The sequence below is a fragment of the Paenibacillus oryzisoli genome (genome assembly GCF_001653565.1).
In the GTDB taxonomy this organism is placed as follows: Bacteria; Bacillota; Bacilli; order Paenibacillales; family NBRC-103111; genus Paenibacillus_E; species Paenibacillus_E oryzisoli.
In genome coordinates this window covers 176,381-196,098 of record NZ_LYPB01000071.1, presented here as the reverse complement: position 1 = coordinate 196,098, position 19,718 = coordinate 176,381, and the positions used below count along the sequence as shown (strand labels likewise).

17 protein-coding genes and 1 riboswitch are annotated in these 19,718 nt (G+C 46.0%); of the genes, 7 read left to right on the top strand and 10 right to left on the bottom strand.

Features of this window, described 5'->3' with window-relative positions; translation table 11 throughout:
* From A8708_RS17445 to A8708_RS37005, 3 genes are all read right to left on the bottom strand, one after another.
* The coding region (locus A8708_RS17445) for an Ig-like domain-containing protein (RefSeq protein WP_204787576.1) at window positions 1-2,704 on the bottom strand (2,704 nt) is incomplete at its 3' end.
* Window positions 2,705-2,778: 74 nt separating this feature from the next.
* Window positions 2,779-3,303 carry a phage tail protein gene (locus A8708_RS17440; RefSeq protein WP_068665645.1) on the bottom strand — a complete coding sequence of 175 codons (525 nt, stop codon included), beginning with the start codon at window positions 3,301-3,303 and terminating at the stop codon, window positions 2,779-2,781.
* Between the two features lie 11 nt (window positions 3,304-3,314).
* Window positions 3,315-4,316, bottom strand: coding sequence for a phage tail protein (locus A8708_RS37005; protein ID WP_338044209.1), 1,002 nt, complete (start codon window positions 4,314-4,316; stop codon window positions 3,315-3,317).
* A gap of 209 nt (window positions 4,317-4,525) precedes the next feature.
* On the opposite strand from A8708_RS37005, the gene A8708_RS17430 reads away from it, so the two are divergent.
* From A8708_RS17430 to A8708_RS17420, 3 genes are all read left to right on the top strand, one after another.
* On the top strand, window positions 4,526-6,160 hold the full coding sequence (locus tag A8708_RS17430; protein ID WP_068665644.1) for a PhoX family protein: 1,635 nt from the start codon (window positions 4,526-4,528) through the stop codon (window positions 6,158-6,160).
* 132 nt (window positions 6,161-6,292) lie between these two features.
* Window positions 6,293-6,391: riboswitch (purine riboswitch) on the top strand.
* 61 nt (window positions 6,392-6,452) lie between these two features.
* Complete coding sequence (locus tag A8708_RS17425) at window positions 6,453-7,877, top strand: NAD(P)/FAD-dependent oxidoreductase (RefSeq protein ID WP_068665643.1); 1,425 nt, start codon at window positions 6,453-6,455, stop codon at window positions 7,875-7,877.
* Between the two features lie 186 nt (window positions 7,878-8,063).
* Complete coding sequence (locus A8708_RS17420) at window positions 8,064-8,405, top strand: LytTR family transcriptional regulator DNA-binding domain-containing protein (RefSeq protein WP_068665642.1); 342 nt, start codon at window positions 8,064-8,066, stop codon at window positions 8,403-8,405.
* A 72-nt stretch (window positions 8,406-8,477) separates the two neighbouring features.
* On the opposite strand, the gene A8708_RS17415 is transcribed toward A8708_RS17420, so the two are convergent.
* From A8708_RS17415 to A8708_RS17390, 6 genes are all read right to left on the bottom strand, one after another.
* A complete protein-coding gene (locus A8708_RS17415; RefSeq protein ID WP_057311922.1) occupies window positions 8,478-8,876 on the bottom strand; it encodes a hypothetical protein in 399 nt (132 codons plus the stop codon).
* A 107-nt stretch (window positions 8,877-8,983) separates the two neighbouring features.
* Window positions 8,984-10,249: an MFS transporter gene (locus A8708_RS17410; protein ID WP_068665641.1), complete on the bottom strand. Its 1,266-nt coding sequence runs from the start codon at window positions 10,247-10,249 to the stop codon at window positions 8,984-8,986.
* Window positions 10,246-10,695 carry a MarR family winged helix-turn-helix transcriptional regulator gene (locus A8708_RS17405; RefSeq protein WP_068665640.1) on the bottom strand — a complete coding sequence of 150 codons (450 nt, stop codon included), beginning with the start codon at window positions 10,693-10,695 and terminating at the stop codon, window positions 10,246-10,248. Before A8708_RS17405 ends, A8708_RS17410 begins: the two co-directional genes overlap by 4 nt.
* A gap of 1,271 nt (window positions 10,696-11,966) precedes the next feature.
* On the bottom strand, window positions 11,967-13,097 hold the full coding sequence (locus tag A8708_RS17400) for a lactonase family protein (RefSeq protein WP_082927585.1): 1,131 nt from the start codon (window positions 13,095-13,097) through the stop codon (window positions 11,967-11,969).
* 26 nt (window positions 13,098-13,123) lie between these two features.
* A complete protein-coding gene (locus A8708_RS17395) occupies window positions 13,124-13,756 on the bottom strand; it encodes a DUF2238 domain-containing protein (protein WP_068665639.1) in 633 nt (210 codons plus the stop codon).
* A 110-nt stretch (window positions 13,757-13,866) separates the two neighbouring features.
* Window positions 13,867-14,709, bottom strand: a complete 843-nt coding sequence (locus A8708_RS17390; protein ID WP_068665637.1) for a helix-turn-helix transcriptional regulator — start codon at window positions 14,707-14,709, stop codon at window positions 13,867-13,869.
* Window positions 14,710-14,842: 133 nt separating this feature from the next.
* Here A8708_RS17390 and A8708_RS17385 point away from each other — a divergent pair, with 133 nt between their 5' ends.
* Both A8708_RS17385 and A8708_RS17380 read left to right on the top strand, forming a co-directional pair.
* A complete protein-coding gene (locus A8708_RS17385) occupies window positions 14,843-15,838 on the top strand; it encodes a Gfo/Idh/MocA family protein (RefSeq protein ID WP_068665635.1) in 996 nt (331 codons plus the stop codon).
* A gap of 30 nt (window positions 15,839-15,868) precedes the next feature.
* On the top strand, window positions 15,869-16,807 hold the full coding sequence (locus A8708_RS17380; RefSeq protein WP_068665633.1) for an aldo/keto reductase: 939 nt from the start codon (window positions 15,869-15,871) through the stop codon (window positions 16,805-16,807).
* A gap of 133 nt (window positions 16,808-16,940) precedes the next feature.
* Here the strand turns inward: A8708_RS17380 and A8708_RS17375 are convergent, their stop codons facing one another.
* Entirely contained in the window at window positions 16,941-17,753 is an 813-nt protein-coding gene (locus tag A8708_RS17375) for a phytanoyl-CoA dioxygenase family protein (protein ID WP_068665631.1), read from the bottom strand.
* Window positions 17,754-17,933: 180 nt separating this feature from the next.
* Between A8708_RS17375 and A8708_RS17370 the strand changes: the two genes are divergently transcribed.
* Both A8708_RS17370 and A8708_RS17365 read left to right on the top strand, forming a co-directional pair.
* A complete protein-coding gene (locus tag A8708_RS17370; RefSeq protein ID WP_068665629.1) occupies window positions 17,934-18,839 on the top strand; it encodes an AraC family transcriptional regulator in 906 nt (301 codons plus the stop codon).
* A 62-nt stretch (window positions 18,840-18,901) separates the two neighbouring features.
* Window positions 18,902-19,651 carry an SDR family NAD(P)-dependent oxidoreductase gene (locus A8708_RS17365; protein WP_068665627.1) on the top strand — a complete coding sequence of 250 codons (750 nt, stop codon included), beginning with the start codon at window positions 18,902-18,904 and terminating at the stop codon, window positions 19,649-19,651.
* Window positions 19,652-19,718 lie beyond the last annotated feature (67 nt).

The following is a 19,718-nucleotide window of genomic DNA, read 5'->3' as shown; positions in this document are numbered from 1 at the left end:
CATTCGTAGCGTTCAAAGGCAACACATCTGCATTCATTACCAGCGTACTTCCAATTGGTACGCTTGTTGCTTCACCTTTACCTGTCACGTTGATACTTATGACGGGTATGGCTTCAATCGTAATGACCTTGCTACCCACAATGCCAGAGGCATCATTAGCTGTAGCTTTCACAGTAACTGTACCTACACCCGTACCTGTCAATTCACCAGTAGGGCTGATTGTTGCTGCACCTGTACCGGCTTCCACACTCCAAGTAAAGGAGGCATTCGTCGCATTCAGAGGCAACACAGCTGCACTCATTTGCAAGGTACTTCCATTCGGAACGCTTGACGCTTCATCCGCCCCTGTCACGGTAATACTTGTGACGGGGATAGCTGCGATAGTAATAATCGTACTTCCCACAATGCCAGAGGCATCATTAGCTGTAGCTTTCACAGTAACTGTACCTACGCCCGTTCCCGTTAATAAGCCCGTCATCTCGTCTATCGTTGCATGTCCTGTGCCTTGCTCTACGCTCCAAGTGACGGAAGCATTCGTAGCGTTCAAAGGCAACACATCTGCATTCATTACCAGCGTACTTCCAATTGGTACGCTTGTTGCTTCACCTTTACCTGTCACGTTGATACTTATGACGGGTATGGCTTCAATCGTAATGACCTTGCTACCCACAATGCCAGAGGCATCATTAGCTGTAGCTTTCACAGTAACTGTACCTACACCCGTACCTGTCAATTCACCAGTAGGGCTGATTGTTGCTGCACCTGTACCGGCTTCCACACTCCAAGTAAAGGAGGCATTCGTCGCATTCAGAGGCAACACAGCTGCAAACATTTGCAAGGTACTTCCATTCGGAACGCTTGTTGCTTCATCTGCTCCTGTCACGGTAATACTTGTGACGGGGATAGCACGAAACACAGTGAGCACAGTTGTAGCCGTCGTTCCATCCTCAGCCGTTACTGTAATATTAATATCATTGTTACCAACCTGAAGAGCGATAGCTTCGCTCCAAACACCACTTTCGACTGGAGCCGTATTTACAGTAACGGTTGCTTGCGACTCATTAACAGTTGGCATAACTCTCAAAGTGTCGTCCGTATAAGGAGGACTTACTGTGTACGCCCGAATAGTGGAGTCAAAATTAGGAGTTAACGTGCCCTTAGACAAGCTTAGATTGTTTAGCTTTGCATCCGAGCTCAATACTGTTGTAACAAATGACCCACTATTATTGGTCGTATCGTTCTCCGCTCCGCCAGATACCGTTACCGAACTTGTCAAGGTGCGGGCTGCATTAGCTGCAACATTCACAGTTAAATCGATAGGCGCATAAGCTGATTGGCTTTGCGGGATATCCGAACGTGTACAGGATAGCGTATTATAATTACACGTCCAACCACTTCCACTCATTGCTGTCGCTGTCAATCCAGTTGGTAATGTTACTACCGTTGTGACTGGACCACTCACTGGCGGCGTCCCGGAATTATAAACCGTAACCGTATAATGCGCTCCAGCTTTCCCATATGAAAAAATTCCGTTTGATCCAGACGCTGGTGCAATAGTTACTTGCAAATCTTGTTTGTCTGGATTAATCGTAAGATCCCCGCCAACATTGTCTGCCATCACAATACCACTCAACAAGTTAGGCAGTTTATATCCACTTACATAGATTGCTCCACCACGATTACCCGTATTGCCTGCAAATGTGACCGCGTCCAAGGATACCGCTCCGAAGTAATGATCAACAACAAGGCCGCCTCCATCTCCATCAGCGGCATTTCCAGATATCGCTGTACGCGAGATACTTGCGGGTACCCCTAGATAAAGACCTCCAGCTAATCCCTCAGAGCCAGCTCCGCTTGATTTACTGGTTGCCTTATTCCCAGTGAACGAGCTATCCGTAATCGTAACTACCCGTGATGTTGTTGTCTCTGGCGTTATCGCCATACCACCCCCAAGACCATAAGAGGTATTGTTTGTCACGGTAACACTGGACAGATCCAGGTTCATATCTCCCTGAAGAAATACCCCGCCGCCTTGCGAACTATATGTCGCAGAACTAGAAACTCCTGCTTTATTATTGCTAAAAACAACATCATTTAGCTTAACTGTTCCGCCTGCTGCACCAGATAAATAGGCCCCGCCGCCGAAACTATTACCGGACGTGGTGTTATCCCCGATGATTGAGTGCGCAATCTCAATCGTACGTGTACCCGCATCTCCATCGATCCCGCCACCTCCGAATCCAACCGGAGCCTTCCCATAACGAAGCGTAAGCCCCTCAATCTTGACATCGTATCCAGGAGTATTAACATTTGGGTTAATTGACAATACGCGATTTGTAGCAGACACAGCATCGCTTGCCGCTTGAATAATCGTATTTACTGGATTCCCTTGAATCCCAATCAAACTGACATCACTGGTAACAACTAGTTGCCCAAGTGCTGCATTCAAGGTATATACATCAGGCGGTATCGAAATCGTATCTGCACCAGCCAAAGTATTAGCTTCCATTAGAGCCGCTCGGATCGAGCAGTTGCCATTCCCATCGTCACAAATCCCGTTACCGGGATACGCATCCTCAACGTCAATCGATGTATTTACTGTTAATGTCGTAGCAGCATTAGCTGATCCAACAAAGCTAAACCCCAAGCCAATAAAGACAACCACCAATAGCAGAGCAACGAATATACACCTTGTAAATTTCACAGTAATTAATGCTACCTTCCGTCCGAACGCCACTTTCCTGCCCCCTCTCCTTAATTCTGTGATAGCTAAGCTATTTATGGTCTTTGTGGAAATACACCTTGCAGAGCTATACAAAAATTGAGCGTCAGATACGGTTGCATATTATTGTGAGGCAGGCTACCTCCATTTGGCGCAACTGCACCAGCACCCATGGATCTCAAATTCGTCTTCTCTGTATAAGCTGCTGCCCCGCGTCTTCCTTGAATATCCATTAGTAGTTGGCCTGTCGGTGATTCCTGAGCGTGGCCAGAAGTCCCATATTGCATCGCATGTGAGTGGGTTGGTATTTCCGACGTCAACAACGTGACTGACTCAGTACCATCTGATTGCCCCAGGTAATACTCTGACAAACCTTGCCCTTGTCCAGGGTGCAAGGGTGCTCTCCCTTGTAGATTTGGAAGGGCGAAAGTACTCATACCATTCCCCCCATACGTTGTGCCTAATAGCGAGAATAAAGCTGTATTCTGGGCAATAGCTAATAATTGACCGTTACATTGCGCCCAACCGGTAGGTGCGAAATTAAACGGGAATATGCGGATTTCCCCAATAAATTGATCCATATCATCTCTCCTTAATTTCTACTAGGGAAAACACCCTGTGTTGCCATAATTGCATGTAGACATAAGTAGGGTTGTCTATTCTCATGCGCTTGACCTCCACCACTATTGGCAAGCACAGTGCCGTTCGATACACTATCCACGACATATCCGTACGAGCTCGTAGTAGTTTTACCAAATGTGTGATTATCCAATGTTTTGGAATCAGCGGCGTTCATACTCGCCCTAAGTGAATGTATGTGGGCAGGTATTTCATTTGTAGTTAAAGTATGGGTTTTCTCTCCGCCTGCCTCGCCAATTATATGCCCCTCTCCCATATGGATAGGGATCCTATTCTGTAAATCGGGTAAAACAAATGTCGTCTGTCCATTACCGCCGTAAGTTGTTCCCACTAAAGAAAATAGAGCTTGATTCTGAGCAATGGAAAGTGTTTGCCCGTTACATAATACCCAGCCAACTGGTGCAAAGTTAAAAGCAACCCAACGTAATTCAGTCAAAAATGGTTCTTCATACTCGGGCATTCCCCCCTCAGGACTGGGGTACGATCCATCCCAACATATAATATAATTGATAGCCAAATATGGCTGCATATTCGAATGGGGTACATTTCCACCAGCACTCTCGAGGATGCCAGTAGTTTGAGTTGCTCCGGCGGTATCCGTAAATTGATTAAGGGTTGATCTCGCTAGGACAGTTCCCTCTGGCGTGTTCGTGCTTCCGAATTTGGACGATACACCGAAAGCATGTGAATGAGGAGGAATTTGATTAACGGTAAGTGCAACCTCTTCCACGCCTCCTTGTTCACCTAAAGTTGAACCATCCCCTCTATGCATAGGAATCCTGCTCTGTAAATTGGGCAATGCAAATGTACTAGCGCCATCTCCGCCATAAATCGTTCCTATTAAAGAAAATAAACTCTCATATTGAGAAATCGCGAGCATTTGACCATGACAGAAAAACCATCCATTCGGAGCAAAAGTCCCCCCAAACATTCTAATCTCACCAACATAAGCCATTCCATGTTTCCTCCTAAAATAAAATAGAGTGCATTATGCAAAATTAATAATGTATTTGATAGGACAAATTGTACATATCTTTCGCTTCTCGTAAATTTTCGACAATATCCCCTATTATTCTAGCAAAATTTAGGTAATAATACATGCATATTTTTTATTTTATGGTATGTTATTACTATAATAAGCTCATTCAGGTCGGGAGGACCAACATGGACTCGAAAAAGACAATTTCGCGGCGACATTTTTTGCAATATTTAGGCTTAAGTGCTGTTTCCATAGCTTCTACCTACACAGGTCTCGGGGCATTCACCCAAAGAGCTAGTGCTGCAGGGACCAATGATGCCTACGAGCAGTTGCCGGAAATATTCAACCCAACGTTACATACAGCGACTGATGCGGATCAGCTTCTTTTAAGTAATGGATTTTCCTATGGGGTGTTAGCAGCATACGGGGATACGATTAATAACAATGGTGATACCTTTGGCTTTAATAGCAGCTACACCTCCTTCTTCCCCTTTCCTAATTCAAGCAAGGAAGCCTTCTTATGGGTCAATCATGAATCGGCTCAGTATCCTTGGCTCATGGATCGTTCTAAATCTATTGAATGGAAACAACAGAAACAGTTGCTTTATGATCAAGGCGGCTCTTTGTTGCATGTGAAGAAGGATGCCTTCGGTTCTTGGAAGCTGGTTGACGATTCTCCTCTAGCACGTCGCATTACTGGTTTAACTCCAATAGAATTGACAGGTCCTGCTAGAGGCACATCAGCAGTGAATGGCGGGACGCTGGTTCAAGGAACATTCGCTAATCGTGGAGGCTCCAAAACATTATGGAACACACAACTCACTGGCGAGAACTATTTTGAAGCCACTTGTCGTGATGCCGGTTTAGCATTGTCCCATTATGGCTGGATCGTCGAGATCGACCCTTTCAACAACAAGAGGAAACCTGTTAAGCACACGGCTCTTGGTAGATTTCATCATGGCAGTACAGCTATGACTATAAACGCGAGCAATCAAGTTGTTGTATACATGGGCGAAGATTCACCTAGCGGTTTTGTATACAAATTCGTAAGCAAAGGCACTTGGCGTGATGGCCAAGATACCGAAAATCTACTAACCGAAGGTATTTTATATGCAGCGGACTTCATACAAGGTCGTTGGGTTGAACTCTCACTGTCGAATGTCAGGAAAATGCTCACAAGCTTCACCTATCAAGCACCTGAGTCTATGTACAAATCAAAAGAAGTTCTGCTTGCGCAGTTCGCATCCCAAAGTGATGTGCTGACCTATGCCAATGAAGCAGCACAAATTATAGGTGCAACGCCATGTGATCGACCTGCTGTGCTAACCTTGCATCCCACAGATAAATCTGTTTATATCGCCTACACACAGAATACTAGCCGCGGCAACCTTCATGGTCAGATTGTCCGTCTCAAGGAAAAGGGCAGCACTTCCTTCGAATTCGAAACGTTCCTTGCAGGTGGACGACAAAGCGGGTTTAGCTCACCTGCGAGTTTAACCTTTGATAGGAATGGGAACCTATGGGTCGGTTCGGACCTTTCTCCTGATCAATTAAATACGGGGGCCTGGTCCGAATTTAAAAATAATGGCATGTATCTCATTCATCGTTCAGGTGCCGCCAATCTAACAAAACAATTGGCTTCTGCCCCAACGGAAGCTGCGCTAAGCGGTGTTTCCTTCACTGAACTGCAGGATACGATATTCCTTACAGTCAATCATCCAGGCTCAACAGGCGCAGAAACCGGCAAACCTACAAGCCAATGGCAGCATAAGTTTGGAGACCAAAACCCACGCTCAGCTGTTGTAACGATTACTCGATAAAATTAAATTATTAGATCGTGTGCATCATGCACACGATCTTTTTCTCATGCCAACTTCCAATCGGATTCCCGAACATTTATAAATTGACAATGAATAATGTTCGTATTATGATAGTCAAGGCAATGACAATCAGCCACATAACTATGAATCGTTCGTATATCCTCGAGAATTGGCTTGGGGGTCTCTAGAGGAAGCCATAACTTCCTAGCTACGACGGGTGCTCTTTTTCGCATACCCGTGTGGCTAGGTTTTTTTGCGTCCAAATATGACTGTTCCAAAGGAGATTGCTGTTATGAAGGCTTATGATTTTATCGTTGTTGGTGCTGGACCTGCCGGTATTTTTGCTTGCTATGAGATGACATTGCTTCACCCAAACGCGAACATTCTACTCGTTGACAAAGGCCACGATATTTACAAGCGCAGTTGTCCAATTCTAGAGAATAAGATCAAACTTTGCCCGCCACCCGCTGGTAAAAAGGACTTCTCCGGCTGCCTCCCCGCGTGTTCCATTACCTCCGGTTTCGGCGGAGCTGGAGCCTACAGCGATGGTAAATTCAATATCACAACTGAATTCGGTGGTTGGATGACAGATTATTTGGCCCCAAGTAAAGTCATGGAACTGATACGATATGTAGATGGCATCAATCTTCAGCACGGTGCTACAGAAAACATAACTGATCCTACTACTGAAGCTGTGAAGGCTATTGAGCAACGTTCTTATGCTGCTGGCTTGAAACTGCTTCGTGCTCAAGTTCGTCATCTGGGTACAGAGCAAAACCTTATGATTCTTAAATCCATTTATGAATATTTGAAAACACGTATTGAGATGCAGTTCAAAACAGAAGTCGATGACCTCATCACAATGAAAAGTGAAGATAAACATGTTATTCAAGGCATACGTTTAAAGGATGGTATGGAGCTTCTAAGCAACTTTGTTATGTTAGCTCCAGGTCGTGACGGTTCGGCTTGGTTAACCCAAGTCCTCAAGAAACGCCGCCTCACAATGTCCAACAATCAAGTTGATGTTGGTGTACGTGTAGAAACCTCTGATGTCGTCATGCGAGAAATCAACGAACATTTGTATGAAGGTAAATTTGTGTATAACACTTCTGTTGGAACTCGTGTTAGGACCTTCTGCAGCAATCCTTCTGGTCATGTTGTTGTTGAGAATCATAGCGGTATCATGGCTGCCAACGGACATTCCTATAAGGATCCTGTTCTGGGATCGAACAATACGAATTTTGCGTTACTTGTTTCTCATAAATTTACAGAGCCATTCGACAAACCGAATGAATATGCTAGAGAAATATGCAAGCACGCAAATGACTTATCCAGCGGTGGTATCATCGTTCAGAAGTTCGGAGATATTATGCGAGGACGCAGATCTACTGCAGAGCGGATTCGCGAAGGCTTCTTAGAACCTACCCATTTTGAAGCAGTTCCAGGGGATCTAGGACTCGTCCTCCCCTACAATACGATGAAAAGCTTAATTGAGATGATTCACGCACTCGAAAAGGTGACCCCAGGGATCGCCTCCGAGCATACGCTTTTTTATGGTGTTGAAGCGAAGTTTTACTCGGCTCGTCCTAAGCTGAATGAGAACTTTGAGACAGAAATTAAAGGTCTCTTCTGTGGCGGTGACGGAGCTGGTATTACACGTGGTTTAGCACAAGCAGGTGCTGCTGGTGTATGGGTTGCTCGAAATATATCACTGTAAGTTATTTCCGAGGAAATAATTGTTCGTTCGTCAAAATCAGCAAAAAACCAACATTATCCACTCCTCAGGGAGAATCTTGTTGGTTTTTCTCTATGAAAAAAGCCTTCCCTTGCCCCACATATTATGGTAAGATAAAACCGTCTCACATAATGTAAGCGTTATCATTTTAAAAAGGGGGCAGATAAAATGAGTGTAGCGCTCGAAGTAAAGAATACCTATGAGGACTTTATTTTAGAAAAGGACATCCTGTATTTCCGCGTTGGTGAACATGGCCTAGTCTCCTTTCATGGGAAAAACTACCATATTAAGAAACGCCTTAATACGGAAGAGATCCAGAAAATGACCTCAGATAGCAGCTTTTTTAAAGTAAACACTGATTGTTATGTAAACACTCGTAAAATTCAACATATTGGGGATGGCAAAGTATACTTCGAAGTAAGAGGATCCGAATCCAAATACACGACGATTACCAAACTTCGCCAACATCGTCTGAAAGAAATTGTCTTGCAACAGAAGGGTGAAGCTTAAGCACAACCGAATATAAGCGACAAAAAAGGAGCCAAGCGAATTCATCGCTAGCTCCTTTCTTCTCTTACCGCATTATGAAATTTTGGCTAGTGTCTCTTGTTGATGCTCACGGATCAGAAAGCGTATGTAATCGACGGTTGTATCTTTCACTTTTTTGGCTTCTTCCAACGTAGCGAAACTGTATTCAGCATAATCCGTGCTTTCATACTTGTTCAACTCTTCATTGTTCATGCCAAGCGTGGAAAAGTTATGAATGAGCTCATAGGATGTTTTCGAATCCACATTTTTCACAAAAATATCTTTCGAAAAAAAAGAACCTTGTTTCTCTACCTTAAAGATAACTCGAAACGGCTTCTCCTTGTCCGAAACAAAACATTTAATGACAACGTCGATTTCCATCGTTTTATAATCCACCGTGTGCTTCGGTTCCTGCATTGGTTTCTGCATCCACTTCTTCAATATTCCCAGCACAAGATCCCTCCTCACACATGAACTTATCTCATATTGTAGCGAATCCCTAGTTAATTGACAACCCAAATGATAGAATCGTTATCATATAAAAGTCAAATTGACTCCTTTTAAGCTACTTCCTGCTCCTTCAAAGACTGCATGGATAGCGACGATTTGTACTTCCAAGTAATGAACAAGCAGAGCAAACCCGTTAGAACTCCACAAGCAACAAATGCGCCGTTTGCCCCAAATCGATCCGCTATGAAGCCAGAGAACAGACTTCCAATCGGCGTAGAACCTGCAAATACAAGGGAATACACACTCATGACGCGCGCACGATACTCATCCTTCGCATACATTTGAAGTGCCGAATTACTATTGGTCGCGAATAAAATATTAAAAAATCCCGTACACGCAAGTAGCGTGCCACAAAGCCAAACTGAACCGCTCAGCCCATTAAGAATTAAGCAAACGGCTACCATGCAGCTCGCTGCCATACTCAACCTTAACTTCGGCCCTCGCTTACTGCGAAACGACATCGTCAGTGCCCCGGCTAGTGAACCCACGCCTAAACAAGACATTAGCGTCCCATAGGTCGTCTCTCCCATGTGCAGGACATTTTTGGTGAACACAGGAATGAGAATATTAAAGTTAAAAGCAAGCGTACCAATGACGGTTACAAGCATAACAGTTGGCGAGAGAATCGGATCTTTGGCAATATAAACAATACCATCCTTAATTTCCTTCAGAATCCCTTCCTTCGCTCTCAACTTACGTACGTAAGGCGCTGCCTCAATATGAATTAGACCATACAGCACGGCTATAAAACTGACCCCGTTTAGTAGAAAACACCACCCTGCGCCTAACCAGGCCATCATGACTGCACCAATTGAAGGACCGACAATCCTTGCCATATTAAACGTCGTTGAGTTAAGAGCAATCGCGTTCATCAGGTCTTCTTTACCTACAATTTCTACATTAAAAGCCTGCCTTGTAGGCATATCCAACGTATTATTTAAGCCTAGGAGCAAGGCTAAGACCAGGATATATTCATACCGAACCGTATCCGTCAGTACCAATGTGGCCAGAGCAAATGCTAGTAACATTGATACCGTTTGAGTCAAGATAAGGATTTTCTTCTTAGGGAATTTATCCACGACAATTCCGGCAAACAACGAGAACAAAAGGATCGGTAAGAACTGGCATGCAGCAACAATCCCAAGTTTCAACGAAGATCCCGTCAGCGTGAGAACAAGCCAGGATTGCCCGATATTTTGCATCCACGTACCAATCAGCGATACGCATTGCCCTAACCACATATAGCGATAATTCTTGTGTGTCAACGCATGGAAATGGCGATCAATGAATTCAGCCCCCGCAGCCCTCATATTCATTGTTCTACCTCATCTTCAGCAAAGTGAGCCGCATTGTGACCCATTTTCTCCAAAATCGTAAGGGCCATCCCCTTCTCTTCCTCCGACATGCCAAATGTTAATCGCTCACGCCAATCCGTAAGTACTTTGCGCACATCTTCTTTAATTCCGCGAGCTTTGTCTGTCAATAAAACCTCGTAGCATCGTTTATCTTTTTGGCTGACCGTGCGCGTGATGTATCCTTGCTCTTCTAGCTTTTTCAGCGCTTTCGCCGTCGTGCCTTTATCGATTTTCAAGTATTCAGACAGTTCCTCTTGCGTCAAGCCATCCTCTTTGTATAGTGCATTGAGGAAAATATGCTGACCTCTGCCGATCTCGTACTGCTTCAAGTGGTCACCGATATACATCTGTCCGTACCGGTAGATCAACGAGACCCACCTCGGAATCGAATTCCTCGTTTCAATCATCCCAACAGCCCCTCCTTGTTTCTGAATGTACGACTAGAAAAAAACTAATTATTACTTAAGTAACTACTGCTTAATTGCCTATGTAACTACCTCTTAACTACCTATTTTAACTACTCCTTAACTACCTCTTAATTAACTATTTAACTGAATTCTACTTAACTAACTGCTAATTAACTAACCTCAAATTAATTAACTTCAAATTAACTAACTTCAAATTAACTAACTTCAAATTAACTAAATTGTTAAAACTGGCTACGATTTAACTAAAATTTGATAAACGGATTACACTAACTAAACCTGATAACACTCATACTGCCGAATCGTTGCACTTGCCACTAATTCAGTGTACGCCGAATACGTTGCATCTGCAACTAATTTTTGCGGATTTATTGGTTTGACGGAGTGTGGCGGGGGATGGTGACAACTGGCGGCGATTTGGCTTGGTTAGTGATGATTTTCATCACTAAGGCGGAGCGTAGCTAGCGGGGGGCGGCGATTTGGCTTGGTTAGTGATGTTTTTCATCACTAAGTTGGAGCGTGGCTAGCGGATGGCGGGGATTTGGCTTGGTTAGTGATGTTTTTCATCACTAAGTTGGAGCGTAGCTAGCGGGGGGCGGCGATTCGGATTGGTTAGTGATGATTTTCATCACTAAGTTGGAGCGTGGCTAGCGGATGGCGGGGATTTGGCTTGGTTAGTGATGATTTTCATCACTAAGTTGGAGCGTGGCTGGCGGGGGCGGCGATTCGGATTGGTTAGTGATGTTTTTCATCACTAAGGCGGAGCGTAGCTGGCGGGGGCGGCGATTTGGCTTGGTTAGTGATGTTTTTCATCACTAAGGCGGAGCGTAGCTAGCGGATGGCGGGGATTTGGCTTGGTTAGTGATGATTTTCATCACTAAGTTGGAGCGTAGCTGGCGGGGGGCGGCGATTCGGATTGGTTAGTGATGTTTTTCATCACTAAGGCGGAGCGTAGCTAGCGGATGGCGGCGATTTGGCTTGGTTAGTGATGTTTTTCATCACTAAGGCGGAGCGTAGCTAGCGGATGGCGGCGATTTGGCTTGGTTAGTGATGTTTTTCATCACTAAGGCGGAGCGTAGCTAGCGGGGGCGGCGATTCGGATTGGTTAGTGATGTTTTTCATCACTAAGGCGGAGCGAGACTCTCTCTTCTACTGTAAGCGTGTTTTTCACCGTTACAGCGCACAGCTAGCAAAAAAGAAGGGGCAAGTGGAAACTTGCCCCTTCTTTCGCCTCGCGCTGCGCGTTCAGCGCTTTAGAGAAATTGCACGCAAACCGGCCGCGATACCGCTACGGTTTGCTCTGTTTCTTGCAGCATCCCTGTCTCCGCGTCCCTGCGGAAGACAACGATGCTGTTGGAGTTCTGGTTCGCCGCAAGCAGGAACTCATCCTGCGGCGACAGTGCGAAGTTCCGCGGCCATTGGCCCCGCGTCGACTGCCAGCCCACGACCGACAGCGTGCCGCTGTCTCGGTCGACCCCATAAACCGCGACACTGTCGTGTCCGCGGTTCGATGCATACAAGAAGCGGCCATCCTCTGCGAGGTGGATGTCCGCGCAATAGCTGACACCGCCGAAGTCCTCCGGCAGTGTCGACAAGCTTTGGACCGCGGCCATGCGGCCCGCGTCCGCCTCATAAGACAACACGGTGACCGTGTTGTCCAGCTCATTGATCGCGTACACGTACGTACTGTCCGCGTTAAACACCACATGGCGCGGGCCCGCGCCCGGCTTAACGTCCGCTCCGCCATGCGGCAGCAGGTCTCCGCTCTCCGCGTCAATGCGGCTAATGACTAGCCGATCTAGGCCGAGATCGGCCGATACAGCATAGCGATTATCCGGAGACGGGATAATCGAATGCGCATGCGGCGCCTCTTGGCGATCCGCTTGCGGTCCAAGCTCGCCTTCATGTTTGATCAGTTGCGAACGCTCACCCAAACCGTCGCCAGCCTCGATGGGAAACACCGTTACATCGCCGCTGAGGTAATTCGCCACATACACCATCCGGCCTGTCGCGTCCAAGCTAATGTAGCAAGGCGCAGAGCCATCTGCCGGCTGTTGGTTGATTTTGCTCAACCTCCCCGTACCCACTTCAATCGCATAAGCTGCTGCCGAACCCCCAAATCGTCCTTCGTATGAATCCGTTTCGCTTACAGCGTACAAGACGGTTTTCTCCTTGTTCACCGCTATAAACGAAGCATTCGGCAAATCGCTATACGTTTCAACCAGCGTCAACTCACCATTTTGCCTATTAAAACGATATAAAGAAATGCCCACGGGATGCTGTTCATCCGTATAGGAACCAACATACACATATGTCTGTGCATTTTCATTAGCACTTGCACTTGCACTTGCATTCACTCTTGCCTCTAACTCTTCACTTCCCATCCAATCCTACCTCCCATATTCCCCTATCATTTATCTACCACATTCCTTCGCTTCCCAAAAGCCGTCACACACATCGCAATAATCGCTCCATATAGGGCAAGTTCCATATCATGTTGGGCATCCCACGGATCCCCTTGCGCACCAACGAATAAAGTGCCGAGCTCAGGTGCTACGATCATGGCAACCCACATTTCGATAAGCTCATAGAATGCGCCCATAGCCAAAACGATAACACACGTCATCACATAAATCCATCTTCTACCAAGCGTTGTCAGGCACCTTAAACCTTCATAGATGGGATAGGCGCACAGCAATCCGAAACTGAAATGAACTAGCCGATCGAAGTGGTCCCGTTCAGACCCAAATACACTGCGCAGCCAGGGATCAAACCACGTCCCATTATATGAAAAGTGCGCCCCTACGCTATGCAACAACAGGAAACTGGCCAATAAGCCATATGTTAAATTTGAAAATGCAAAAAATCTATATGTTACGATACATCCAAGTAATGCTGCCCATGTCAACAGATTTTCTAGCACCCAATCCCCACGACTATGCGGCGCAATCGCCAACCATCCCCACACAACAAGCCAGACTACCAAGATCATATGCAATATCCAATTGGTTTGAAAAGATTTCTTACTCGCTTGACTATCCATCTGCGCAGCCCCCTTATCGCCTTGATAGACTAAGGGTACCGTTCAGTCACCACTTCCAAAAGTACTAACTTTCTCTAGTACCAGCCAACACATCCAACCCCCATCCTCAACTATAAGGGGCCTTTCATATATAAACTGCGAAACTCACTCGGTGTCATGCCTTCATGTTCATGAAATCGCTGATTGAAATAGCTTGCAGACGTATAACCCGCTTCTATGGCGATATCCTTGATCGGCCAATTTTCCTTCTCAATTAACCGCTGCTTAGCGAATTGGATTCGGCAAAGTGTGATGAACGATAGCGGTGTCATCGATGTGGCTTTTCGAAATATTTTGCAGAAATAATACGTACTGACCCCCGTCTGCTCCGCCCACTCCTCCAGATTAAATGGCTCGCAAGCTCTACGCTGCATCTCTGGAAGCAAGGCTAGAATCCGATCTACGGATTCCGTCCCTCGATTGACCGTTAAGGGTGAAGCATAGCTCATGAATTCGCACAAAATCATATACATCAACGTGCTCAATTGCGTCGGTCGAAGTATTTGATGTGCTTCCGCTTCTACGAGCAGTTCATTGAATGCTCTTTCAAGCTCAGCACTTCTTTTTAACGTCCATAGATTGCGTAGAAATCCTTTCTCCAACAGGAACTCCTTGATCTGATCCCCATAGAAATGTACCCAACGAACATCCCATGGATCATCTTTCGAACTATAATAACGCTGCTCTTGATAGGGCGGAAATAAGAAGGCATCCCCCTTTTGCAAGGTGTACAGTTGGCCCTCAATCTCCACATAACCTTTGCCCGAGATGACAAAATGCAAACTATACGTTGACCATAAACCCTCGGGACGTTCAACGTCATGTTGGGGCTCTTCGTTATACCAGCCGACGGATTCAGGGAATATGAAATACATAGATTGCTGTAATTTAGGTAACATAACATGTCGGCGCATCGAACGACCTCCATCTCTAATGACAATATTACGATAGTTGATTCAATATATTGTTATATTCATTTTAAATAACTCATTTTATAATAGCAATATAACGTTACACATTCCGTTAACAAAAAGGAGAAATACGATCATGACGAAACTACGTTGGGGAATTCTGGGCTGTGCGGGTATTGCAATCCGTGCCTGTATTCCGGGGATTCAGCAATCGCAAACAGGTGTTGTAAGCGCAATCGCAAGCCGCAATTTGGAAAAATCACAAGAAGTAGCCGCCAAACTTGATATCCCGACAGCTTATGGCAGCTATGAAGAATTGATTGCCGATCCGAATATTGATGCGATCTACATCCCACTCCCGAACCATTTACATAAAGAGTGGACGATTCGCGCAGCACAAGCAGGAAAGCATGTCCTATGTGAGAAGCCGGCTGCACTGACGGCAGCTGAAGTTGAAGAAATGGTTACCGTTAGTGAAGAAGCTGGCGTCCTGTTCGCTGAAGCTTTCATGTACCGTCATCACCCACGTTACGAGCGTGTGAAGGAAATCATGCAATCTGGCGAAATCGGAGATATTCGCGGTATTCACGGTACATTTACATTCAGTAATCCAAATGATAGCAAAAATGTTCGTTTCGTCCGCGAATGGGGCGGCGGTTCGGTCTATGACGTGGGTTGTTACCCACTAAGTGCTGCTAGATTTTTGCTGGATCGTGAACCTGAGGCTGTTACGACGCATGCATTCTTCTCACCTGAACATGACAATGTCGATATGATGATGTCCGGACTTGTTGAATTCAGTGGCAATGTAGCACTTACATTCGATTGCGGGATGTGGGCATCGTTCCGGAATACACTTGAGATTCTAGGTTCCAAAGGACGAATTGTGATCCCATCGGCATTCGTTACACCAACCGAAGAATCGGGTCATTTCCAAGTTTACGCTGGCAACGAGCAACGGGAAGAAAAAGTTCCTTTCCTTAACCAATATGCTCTGCAAGTTGACGATATGGCCTATGCGGCTTGGGGTGAGAAACCGCAACGCTTCCCTGCACGTGATGCGATTCTGAATTTGAAAATCATCGACGCTTGCTTGCAATCCGCAACAGAACGCGCGCGCGTTCAGCTGTAATCATTCATAACGAGAGGCTGGGGATGAACTATGAAGCATATTCAAATAAAAGGATTAGATAAACCCGTATCCAAATTGGTAATGGGATCTGACTTTTTCAGATTAGACAACCCGCATGAAGTCAGCGAAATCCTCCATCATTATTTGGCTATTGGTGGAAACACGATTGATACTGCTCATGTTTATTGTGGTGGGCAAAGCGAACAAGCCATTGGTATTTGGTTAGAAGAAACGGGCAAAAGGGACGAGATGGTGATATTCACCAAAGGTGCTCATCATGATAGCAAAGGACCTCGCGTGAATCCGGAAGCTATTCATCAGGACTTACAGACAAGTTTAGATCGGATGCGTACCGACTACATCGATTTGTACGGTTTGCACCGAGATGACCCGGCAACACCTGTTGGTGTCATCGTTGAAGCGCTGAATGAACATTTGGAAGCTGGCCGCATTCGTGCTTTCGGCGGATCCAACTGGACGCACCAGCGTTTGCAAGAAGCCAATGAATATGCCGCGAAGCATGGCTTAGTTGGCTTTAGCTTCAGCTCGCCTAATCTTAGTCTCGCTAAACCGAATGAGCCGTTCTGGGCTGGCTGCGTGTCAGTCGATACAGAGGCCTTGCGCTGGTACGAAGAGCAGCAGTTTCCACTGCTGTCGTGGTCTTCGCAAGCGCGCGGTTTCTTCACGGGCCGGTTCTCGCCAGAAATCCGCGATAACGCTGATCTCGTTCGCGTATTCTACAGCGACGAGAACTGGCTGCGGTTGCAGCGTGCACAGCAACTCGCACAAGAAAAAGGCGTGAGCGCCATCCAGATCGCTCTCGCCTATGTCATAAGTCAGCCGCTTCCTGCGTGCGCGCTGATCGGACCTCGCACCGAGGCCGAAATGGTCTCCTGCCGCGACGGCGCAGAGCTCGTATTGTCGGCAGAGGAACTTGCATGGCTTGATTTAACTGCGGCTGCAGTATAACTCTAGCAGGGTCAAGATTCGTTAGTACATTGTGAAACCTAACAATGGCGCATATGGTTTAAATAGGATATATCGTTTACGTGGTCGATAAAGCAGATGAAAAAGTTGCGGAACATTCATTCCGCAACTTTTTTTATTTACTATAAACAACTGGGAAATCTGCCCCAGTCAAAAGTTCACCTGGCTGAACATGGATATGCTTGTTCATAGGATGGTTGCCGATGGGCTCATAACGAATGTTGCCCGGCATATAATGAACTGCAATCGCACGCCGTTTCATCTGGGAGTTGTTAGGCAGAGATCCGTGCCAGGTCATACAGTGATGGTAGCCGACTTGACCTTTCTTGATCTCGAAGGGTACCGGTTTGATCTCCACACCTTGGGGCAACAATTCTGGACGCTTATGCTGCGGCATATGGTCTTGACCATGAAGCAGGTGCCTTTGATGATCTCCCCACCTATGACTACCAGGTACCATCCACATGGAACCGTTCTCAACAACTGCATCATCCAACGCCACCCAGGCGCTAATCAGATCCGCCGGTTTAATAATCGGCCATAAGGGATGATCTTGATGCCACTTCGTTGGCCCACCTGTGACAGGCGGTTTGTATTGAATTTGATCATGCCAAATACGTAAGGTATCTGTTCCCGCAAGTTGTGCAACATCCTCACATAAGGTGCGATTTGCTGCATGCTGTAAATAAAGATCACTAGCCATCCAAATGTTAACAACTTGAACGATGGTTTCATTCGCTTCCATGCTCATTCCATAGTCACTTTTATCTAATAAATTACGACTCAGCACTGGTTTCTTCACGGTTCCCCCTTCCAATACGAGATCCAGCTCATGGCGTAAAAGCTCAACCTCCTCGTCGTTTAGCACTACTTCACCTTTTACAAACCCATCACGTTCAAAAGCCTCTACTTGTTCCACTGTCAGCATGCTTAATCCCCCATCCACCATGTGTTGATAACCGTTATTGCTCTTTACACATGTAAGTCTAACAGGGCATCATTCTAAAGTCGTTGCAGGAAAGGGTAGAATTCGTTGCACTTTTCAAAGGTATTTAACCGGGGACAGAGAACTATTTAGGAACAGAAATCAATAAGGAGAACGACACACATGGAACAATGCCGCTCGCTCGGGCCGATGGGTTTATTACTTCCTGCAGTGAACTATGCGAACATTCAGAACGTTCCAGCACGTATCGTTTACGGGCCTCGCACCATTCCGGATTATCAGCTTGTCTATGTAGTGTCTGGACGCATGGATTTATTTATCGGCTCCGATGAATACGTGATACTTCCAGGTGAATGTGTTTATTTGGGAGCGGACACGCCACACAAGCTTGCCGTTCATGCGGATAAATCAGCCACTTTTATCTCTCTACACTTCGACTGGCATCGACTGTCTCCAGTGCCTATTCATCCAGGTCCTAAGATAATAAACCTTAGCGAGAATCCCCCATTTGAACGTGCGCACAGCGATACAGTTGAAGTGGAGGGTTATGGCAGCGTCGCCATCCCCATTCATTTCAGATTCATAGAAGGTGAGCGAATGCTTCATCAGATTGTCCAGGAATACAAGGAAGAGGAACATGGATACTCGTTCGTATTAAGGGGACTACTCATGCAAGTTATATCTGACATCATACGTCGTGAGTTAGATGTTTCAGCCGCACATAACTCTAAACGAAGCATGATTCGCAATGCCCTGCAGATGATCGTGGAGCACCCTGAACGTGCATGGCGTATAACCGAATTAGCTGAGAGCTGTGGTTATCATCACATCTACTTTTCCCAGTTATTTAAGGAAGTCATGGGTTTGTCTCCGAAGCCTTATATGATACATAAACGCATGCAATTAGCTAAAAAACTGCTGCTAAAAGAAGTAAAAGTAGAAGTTGTTGCTATCCAGCTTGGCTATACGTCTATTCATTACTTCAGTCGGCATTTCAAATCCATGACAGGGATGTCACCGTCTTCGTTTCGACTGTATGGTGCTGAAGATGATCCTAAGATCGAATAGCTTTTCTGATTTGAACAGCAAGTGTGTTACACTGGTTGGAAAATAGTGTTAGAGGTGATTCTATGCGCAAAATCGCAGTCATTACTGGCGGAGGGCAGGGTATTGGACGAGCCATTGCTCTTTCTTTTGCCAGAGAAGGTTATGGCATTTCTATAGCGGATATTCATCAAGATAAAGGTCTGGAGACCATTGAGCTCCTACGTGCCTTTACAGACGATGCACTTTTCATGCAAGTGGACGTCTCTCGGACAGAGGAAGTCGAGCAATGGCTGGCACATACCTCCCGTGTTTTGGGTAGTATTGATGTCTTAGTGAACAATGCAGGAGTCATGCATAATAAGGACGTGTTGGAACTGCGTTCAGATCAATTTATGCACGTTATTGCTGTCAACTTGGGTGGTACTTTTCATTGTTCACAAGCTGCAGCCCGCATCATGAAAGCGCAAGAGCGCGGCGGTGCCATCATTAATATCTCGTCAACTAGAGCCGTCATGTCAGAGCCTAATACCGAGGCTTACTCCGCTTCCAAAGGAGGTATCTCTGCGCTGACCCATGCGATGGCCATTAGTTTAGGCGGTTACGGCATTCGCGTTAACGCGATATCTCCAGGATGGATTGAAGTAAGGGACGATGGCAGCTATTCCCATTCGGAGGCGGACCGCAACCAGCACCCCGTAGGCCGAGTTGGCAGGCCCGAAGATATTGCCGCGGCTTGTCTTTATTTGGCTAGCGAAAAGGCAGGATTCCTGACAGGTCAGAACCTAACGATTGATGGCGGTATGAGCGTTAAAATGATATACGCAGAGGAATAATTACCGTTCGTATTGCATTCATTGATAAAGAGCCAGGGCCACACATGGCAGGCAATGGATAGCATAT

What these genes read in the sequence shown, in the direction of transcription:
- A8708_RS17440 (WP_068665645.1), bottom strand. Translation starts at nt 3,303, where the DNA reads ATGGATCAATTTATTGGGGAAATCCGCATATTCCCGTTTAATTTCGCA.
- A8708_RS37005 (WP_338044209.1), bottom strand. Translation starts at nt 4,316, where the DNA reads ATGGCTTATGTTGGTGAGATTAGAATGTTTGGGGGGACTTTTGCTCCG.
- A8708_RS17430 (WP_068665644.1), top strand. Translation starts at nt 4,526, where the DNA reads ATGGACTCGAAAAAGACAATTTCGCGGCGACATTTTTTGCAATATTTA.
- A8708_RS17425 (WP_068665643.1), top strand. Translation starts at nt 6,453, where the DNA reads ATGAAGGCTTATGATTTTATCGTTGTTGGTGCTGGACCTGCCGGTATT.
- A8708_RS17420 (WP_068665642.1), top strand. Translation starts at nt 8,064, where the DNA reads ATGAGTGTAGCGCTCGAAGTAAAGAATACCTATGAGGACTTTATTTTA.
- A8708_RS17410 (WP_068665641.1), bottom strand. Translation starts at nt 10,249, where the DNA reads ATGAATATGAGGGCTGCGGGGGCTGAATTCATTGATCGCCATTTCCAT.
- A8708_RS17405 (WP_068665640.1), bottom strand. Translation starts at nt 10,695, where the DNA reads ATGATTGAAACGAGGAATTCGATTCCGAGGTGGGTCTCGTTGATCTAC.
- A8708_RS17400 (WP_082927585.1), bottom strand. Translation starts at nt 13,097, where the DNA reads ATGGGAAGTGAAGAGTTAGAGGCAAGAGTGAATGCAAGTGCAAGTGCA.
- A8708_RS17395 (WP_068665639.1), bottom strand. Translation starts at nt 13,756, where the DNA reads ATGGATAGTCAAGCGAGTAAGAAATCTTTTCAAACCAATTGGATATTG.
- A8708_RS17390 (WP_068665637.1), bottom strand. Translation starts at nt 14,709, where the DNA reads ATGCGCCGACATGTTATGTTACCTAAATTACAGCAATCTATGTATTTC.
- A8708_RS17385 (WP_068665635.1), top strand. Translation starts at nt 14,843, where the DNA reads ATGACGAAACTACGTTGGGGAATTCTGGGCTGTGCGGGTATTGCAATC.
- A8708_RS17380 (WP_068665633.1), top strand. Translation starts at nt 15,869, where the DNA reads ATGAAGCATATTCAAATAAAAGGATTAGATAAACCCGTATCCAAATTG.
- A8708_RS17375 (WP_068665631.1), bottom strand. Translation starts at nt 17,753, where the DNA reads ATGCTGACAGTGGAACAAGTAGAGGCTTTTGAACGTGATGGGTTTGTA.
- A8708_RS17370 (WP_068665629.1), top strand. Translation starts at nt 17,934, where the DNA reads ATGGAACAATGCCGCTCGCTCGGGCCGATGGGTTTATTACTTCCTGCA.
- A8708_RS17365 (WP_068665627.1), top strand. Translation starts at nt 18,902, where the DNA reads ATGCGCAAAATCGCAGTCATTACTGGCGGAGGGCAGGGTATTGGACGA.